This window comes from Pseudoalteromonas sp. TB25 (assembly GCF_000497995.1).
Taxonomy (GTDB): Bacteria; Pseudomonadota; Gammaproteobacteria; order Enterobacterales; family Alteromonadaceae; genus Pseudoalteromonas; species Pseudoalteromonas distincta.
Genome location: NZ_AUTI01000235.1, coordinates 1 through 6,660, shown reverse-complemented (window position 1 = coordinate 6,660; position 6,660 = coordinate 1). Strand labels below are relative to the sequence as shown.

The window sequence follows — 6,660 nt, the reverse complement described above, 5'->3', positions numbered from 1 at the left end:
CCGGCTGGGAGCCATTAATTGATATTATTGGTGTGCGTAAAGCGTATTCAGAAAACCATACTGATTTTACTGAACAAAAAGCATTAAGGTATTTACTTGTTGGTAGTGATAACAGCTCGTCAATTTTAAACTCTATTACTTCGGCACGAGAAAGCGCGCGTACAATTCGCGATGTAATACCGCGAGATGTATGGGAAGAAATTAACTCTCTTTATTATTATGTAAAAGATAATCAAAAAGAAGGGATAACAAAGCGCGGACGTTTTGATTATTTAAAAAAGATTATAGATTCAGCCCATCAAATATTTGGGGCGTTAGATGCCACAATTAATCATGATCAGGGCTATGTTTTTATCCGCTTTGGTTCGATTATAGAGCGCGCAGATATGACATCGCGAATTTTAGATATTCGCTCTGCTACGTTAATTACTAATGAAGAAGAAGTGAAGCCGTTTGATAATATTCAGTGGATCAGTTTATTGCGTTCGTTAAGTGCTTATCAAATGTATCGCCAAGAAATGGGCGTTAGAGTACAGCGTGCTGATGTAATAGAATTTGTGATGCACAGCAAAGTATTCCCACGATCTATTTTATTTTGTATGAATGAATTAAAAGCATTGGTTTTACCTTTGCCAAACTCAACAGAAATTATTAAATCAATTGATGATGCAATTGTTGAGTTAGAAAATAAAGACGTACGAGTACTTAAAAATGGTCTGTTGCATGACTTTATCGATGAAATACAAATAGACTTAGCTGGAATACATAACGGACTGGCCGAAACGTATTTTTTAAAACAAGCAGAATAATAAAAACTGTATATTGTTAAATGACTGCTTAGTCTTAAGCGGTCATTTTTTTGCTTAAATTTATTTATAATAATTTTAAAACCTGCATAATTAATCTTTACTTCCTCATCCGTTGGTATCGCAATGAAAATCATCTCGACTAATATCTCTAAAATTAAAACTCTTATTCATAATGGTAAAGAGGTGAAAACGGGAATATTCAAAACGCCAACTAACGAACCTGTTGTTATTGAAAAGCTAAATATTATAGGGGATGAGCAAGCTGATTTAGTTAATCACGGCGGGGTTGATAAAGCGGTTTACGCGTGTTCGCACAATCATTATGATTATTGGAAACAAACCCTCGAGAATGATGATTTGGCAGTAGGTGCCTTTGGCGAAAACTTCACGATTTCTGACCTTGATGAAGCGAATATACACATAGGTGACCATATTCGAATTGGTACTGCATTACTTGAAGTAAGCCAGCCTCGTGTGCCTTGTTTTAAATTAGCTATCGCCCTTAATAATAAAAACAGCCTTAAACTGTTTACGCAGCATTACTGCACTGGCGTGTATTTTAGGGTACTAGAGCAGGGCGTTGCAAAAACGGGTGATAGTGTTGTTATCGAGAAGAAAGCCTCGCACGACATATCAGTAAAAAAACTGTTCCAGGCTTTTTTTGATAAAAAATATCCAGATTATGAAAGTGTATTATTAGCAGCACTCGAATTGCCGGAGCTTGCTCTTGAGTGGCAAACTAAAATTAAAAAGAAGCTTTGTATTAAAAATGAACTAAGTTAAGCGTAAATTGTTATTTATAGAGGAGCTAGTAAAAAAGATAAAACCTGCTATACCTAATGTGATAAATACTATAATTATTATAGTGTTATTAATAAACTGTTGGGTTAGTAGCTAAAATAGGTGTCGTATATGAATATCTCCAGAAAACTGATGCTTATTGTGATTTTAACAGCTGCAGAGGTAAGTATTACTGTTTACTCAGCTTTTGAAATAGCTAAAGGGGCCAAGTTTCACCAACTTAATTTTCTTCACTTAAAATATACTCATCAACTTACTAAGTCAGTTAAAAAAATAGAAAATGATCTCCCCATAGATATAAATACCATTGAGTCAGATATATTGTTAATTAGGCAGCAACCAATTGACTGTATTGAAGAAATAAATCCATTAAATTATGCTGTTATGAAATTTATTAACACAGAGCAAACTTTAACAATTTGTGAAAAAGATATAGAAATTGCGGATAAAACACTACTGTCAGTTACTCAGTATGAAAAAGGTGAACTCAGTAGAGCTGATTTTTTACTAAACCTTAATGTTGCACTTGTCAGCTTTAACAAACACTCTGAGATGTTTGAAGAACCAATCAGAAAAACAGTATCGTTTATACTAATGACGTTAATTCCACTTGTTATCGTCATATCTTTTTTTAATATTATTTTTATAAGTTACCTTTCTCGTACTATATCCAGCTCTATTCGAAATCTTACCCTGCTCTTATCAAGTAAACCCGAAAGCAATATTAACCTAGATGATGAGCTTGATATAAAAACGTCGGGTGAATTAAAAGCACTCGTTATCGCGGCCAGGCAGCGGATTAAAAATGATCTTTTAAATATTGAAAACAGTATTGAACTCAAAGAGATTATAAATAGCCAAACAGCCTCCCTGCAGCAAGCAAATGACGAACTTGCACAGTTTGCTTATCGAGCTTCTCATGACCTGAAATCACCGTTGTCAGGGGCTAAATCCCTAGCGCATTTTGTTATTGAAGATATAAAAGCAGGAGATACTGAAGAGGCAAGTCGAAATGCATTGGTTATCTATCAACAAATGGAAAAGTTAGAGACACTTGTTGTTGATATTTTACTATTAGCTAAAGCTGAAATTGGTAGTGAAGATAGATATGTAATTGATTTTAATCAGTTGATTATTGATATGAAAGAGCGACTCACTTGGCTTATGAAAGACAACCCTTGTAAGCTCGAGACAACAATTAATCTATCAGTACCTATAAAGTCAGAAAAAGCGCGTTTTGCTCAAATTATTGAAAACTTAATTTCAAACGGGTTGAAGTATTACGACAGAAATAAAGACTCCCCTTATGTCCGCTGTAATATTTTTAATGAACAAGAGACGTTTTTTATTACTGTTACAGATAACGGAATGGGAATACCACAAAAGCATCAAGGTGAAGTGTTTGATATGTTTAAGCGATTTCATGCACAGACGAGTACGGGCTCTGGTTTAGGGATGGCGTTGGTTAAAAAACATATTGAGTACTTAAACGGTGAAATATCACTGCAAAGCTCTGATAAAGGCACAACATTTAAAATAGTAATACCATTGGATAAGCTAATATGACAAAAATTAAACCCCCTATATTAATTGTCGATGACAACGAAGTTGACCGGTATATTCTTAAAAGGCTAATAAAAGAAGCCAAGTTAGACCTTACAATTTTTGAAAAAAAAGATGGTCAAGAAGCATTAGAATTTTTAGAAAATTATGAATCTAATAGAATAAAGTACCCTGATGGATTTCCTCCAATTCTTATATTTTTAGACATTAATATGCCAAAAGTTAATGGCATTCAATTTTTAGAGAAGTTCTCTAAACTCAGAAAAATGATAGAGATAAGCTCGTGTGTAGTTATGATGTTTAGCTCATCTGAAAGAGAAGAAGAAAAAAAGATTATAATGTCACACGACTTTGTAAAAGGTTACCTTGTAAAAGGAAGTTTTCAGGCAGCAGAGTTAAAAGAAAAAGTCATGGCTGTTATTGGTCAGCATTTAGATAAATACAGCTGATGTGCATGTATTTTAAGTTTTAACCTATTAGGCTGTGCCAATTGAAGAGCCTTTAGTTTGAGTATGTGGCTCAAACCAAAGGTTTTTAGCTTAAAGTTATATAGGTGTCTGATTTAAGCTTCAATTTTACAGAGGCTCAAAATAACCTATTTATTTAAGGATGATTTTTTACAATAGTCATCGAGTATCAAGTTAATCTCGTTTGCAGGCATAGGTTTTGAAAATAGAAAACCTTGCAAGTAGTCTATGTTTAGTTTTTTACATAGCTGATGTTGGGCTTTCGTTTCGATTCCTTCAGCTACCACAAAAAAATCTAATTTTTTTAGCATTAAAGATAAACTCTCGATTATTTTTAATCGCTTATTATTTTCTCCATCCAACGACTGCATGCTTTTGTCTAATTTTACTATATCAATAGGGTAAGATATTAGATGAGATATGGATGAGTACCCCATACCAAAATCGTCCAAAGCAATCCTAAATCCCTTGTTAGACAAAGAAGTTAATATCTCAATCACTTCTTTACTATTTTCCATAAAAGCTGTTTCTGTTATTTCAAGAATAATACTGTTGGTTTTTAAGTTGTATGTTTTGACTGTCTCTAATAAATAGCTCTCTAAAATCTCTTTTTGTAGCTGAATAGGTGAAATATTGATAGATAGTGTTAAGGGTATCTAGCGTCAATTAACTTGGCCGGTTCCGCGTCAATTATCTTGGCCGGTTGATACCGAATTTTATTTACTCTTATTGAGCGCTGTTTTGCGTCGGTAGCTGTCACCTTCACAATGAATAATCGTGGCATGATGAACCAAACGATCGATTGCCGCGACTGTCATCGTTGAATCTTCAAATAGTTCATCCCATTGCTCAAATGATTTGTTTGATGTGATGATCATGCTGTGTCGCTCATAGCGATGGGCTATCAATTCAAACAGCACGCTCGTTTCCTGTTCAGTTTTTCGAACGTAACCAACGTCATCAACGATTAATAAGCTGTATTTATCGAGCTTTACAAGTTCGTCTTGCAAGCGTAAATGTCGCTTTGCTTGCTGGAGTTGTTGAACAATCGCTGACGCGGCAACGAACTTAACTTTATGGCCCTGCTCGATAAGGCCATAACCGATGCTACTGGCGATATGCGTTTTACCAAGACCACTGGCGCCAAATAACAATATATTGCCACCGTGCTTCAACCAATCCGGCTGATTTATTAAATCAGCAACAAGGGGCTTACTAACCCCATCAACAAGGGTAAAGTCGAAGCTGCTAAGGTGTTTACCCATTGGCAATTTTGCATCTTTTAAAAGCCGCTGAAGGCGTTTGTCATCGCGTGTCGCAAGTTCAACATGGCACAGCTCAGACAAGTATTGCTGCGGGCTCCATTGTTCTTCCATCGCTTTTTTTCCCAGGGTATTCCACTGTTGAAGCATGGTGCTAAGCTTTAATTGTTTCAGCATTAAAGGTAACGAGGCCGTGAAGTTATCCATGTAGACCTCCCGGTATCATGCTGCTATAAGCGCTCAAGCTGTGTTGCTTTATTTTTATTGTGGGTATGTTTGATGCAATCACTAAAAATTGCGCTTCACATTCTCGGATGGCCGGTAATTGTCGCTGAGTAATTGACACTGCTACAAATCGTCCTAATTGACGTTCACACCCACTTTGTTTTGCTAAATGGAGCAGTTTTACCATGTAATAGCTCGCTTCATCCGCTAAAAGATGAGTATTAACGTATTCCCAAATAGCTTTGTAATTGTCGCTTGGGAGTAAGTCGTCACGTAGTTGTGAGTAGCGAAATGCCAATGGTTTTTTAACCAATGCGTCAATAACATGCAAGTAACTAATATTGCGTGCACGGCACCCTTTAGAAGCATAGACACGCGCTAACGTTTGAACTAAATCGCTGCCATAGCGCAGCTCTAAGCGGTTGTCATATAAACGAACAAGTAATCGGCTACCAATAAGGCGTGACGGGACGCTATAGGTAACACGTTTCAATGAAATAGTACTCGTACGTGACACCGTTAGATAATGCTCGGTGTAATTGACGCTCATCGTCCGTGGTAAAGCGTGTAATTGTCGCTGCTCTACTGCGTACTTATCACTTACACGGCGATTACGGCGAGCAACAATGTCTGCAACAAACGATTCATAGACTTCTCTTGTCTGAAAGTCATAACTACCACGGATTTTTAATGCTTGCTCCAGTTGCGATTTAAGATGCCCATGAGGGCTCTCAATAGCCCCATTTTCATGCGCAATACCGCGGTTATTACGGGTCGCTTTAAAGCCATAATGGATAACTAGCTCATTAAAGCGCTCTGTAAAATCATTATCATTAGTATGATTACGATAGGCGGCACTGAGACTGTCTGTACGCACTTCTTTAGGCACACCGCCGGCTGCTTTAAATGCGTTTTGCACACCATCAGAAAAAGCAGCAAAGCTTTCACCGCNCTGGCGGGCATACGATAATGAAACAACATATGCTTAAGGGGTTCACTAGCAATGGTAACGGGTGACTTCACATGTGTGAAATCACATATACCTAATAGGCCATACTCGTGTGTTTGCAGGAATACGACCTCTTTGCTTGAGCCATACAGTGCCCGCCATTTATGAATTCGACGCTCTAATGTACGCCGTGAGCTCGGGTTAAATTTGTCGGTGTGAAACTCGCAAAGATGATCAAAAATTCCCACTGGAGTTAACGTAGCATCACCTTGAAGTAGAGGGACAACAATACTGTCCCAGATAGATTCAAGTGGATCTATACGTGTTCGCCATTGGCGTTTATTAGACAATGGCTGCTCATCCAGTTTATCAATGCGCCTTGCTGAACGTTCAGAAATACCTGCTTTCGCAGCCGCGATAACTTGGCTATTACGCTTTCTATGTTTCATATAAATAGTGACCTGCTGATCAGTGATTCGTGTTCCCGGCACAGTGAACTCCTCCGTTCTGCTGTACCGAACCTTATCAGATCAACCGGCCAAGATAATTGTCGCTAGACCGGCCACCGTAATTGTCGCTTAATA

General features: G+C 37.3%; 6 protein-coding genes and 1 pseudogene. 4 read left to right on the top strand and 3 right to left on the bottom strand.

Translation table 11 applies throughout. The features are described from left to right. The 4 genes from L652_RS0107320 to L652_RS0107305 form a co-directional block, all read left to right on the top strand. Positions 1-809, top strand: an 809-nt coding sequence (locus L652_RS0107320; protein WP_024596062.1) for an alpha-E domain-containing protein, incomplete at its 5' end; no start/stop codon positions are given. A 123-nt stretch (positions 810-932) separates the two neighbouring features. Continuing rightward, positions 933-1,592: an MOSC domain-containing protein gene (locus L652_RS0107315; RefSeq protein WP_024596061.1), complete on the top strand. Its 660-nt coding sequence runs from the start codon at positions 933-935 to the stop codon at positions 1,590-1,592. 129 nt (positions 1,593-1,721) lie between these two features. Further along, a complete protein-coding gene (locus L652_RS0107310; protein ID WP_024596060.1) occupies positions 1,722-3,176 on the top strand; it encodes a HAMP domain-containing sensor histidine kinase in 1,455 nt (484 codons plus the stop codon). Then, positions 3,173-3,622 (top strand): response regulator, encoded by a 450-nt coding sequence (locus L652_RS0107305; RefSeq protein ID WP_024596059.1) that lies wholly within the window; start codon positions 3,173-3,175, stop codon positions 3,620-3,622. Before L652_RS0107310 ends, L652_RS0107305 begins: the two co-directional genes overlap by 4 nt. Before the next feature lie 146 nt (positions 3,623-3,768). Here L652_RS0107305 and L652_RS0107300 read toward each other — a convergent pair whose 3' ends face one another. The 3 genes and pseudogenes from L652_RS0107300 to L652_RS01000000123420 all read right to left on the bottom strand — a co-directional run bounded on the left by L652_RS0107300 (position 3,769) and on the right by L652_RS01000000123420 (position 6,567). Then, on the bottom strand, positions 3,769-4,278 hold the full coding sequence (locus tag L652_RS0107300; RefSeq protein WP_275451728.1) for an EAL domain-containing protein: 510 nt from the start codon (positions 4,276-4,278) through the stop codon (positions 3,769-3,771). 78 nt (positions 4,279-4,356) lie between these two features. Next, entirely contained in the window at positions 4,357-5,109 is a 753-nt protein-coding gene (gene istB, locus L652_RS0107295; protein ID WP_008108712.1) for an IS21-like element helper ATPase IstB, read from the bottom strand. Next, positions 5,102-6,567 (bottom strand): annotated as a pseudogene (locus L652_RS01000000123420) (IS21 family transposase). Before L652_RS01000000123420 ends, istB begins: the two are co-directional and overlap by 8 nt. Between the last annotated feature and the right edge of the window lie 93 nt (positions 6,568-6,660).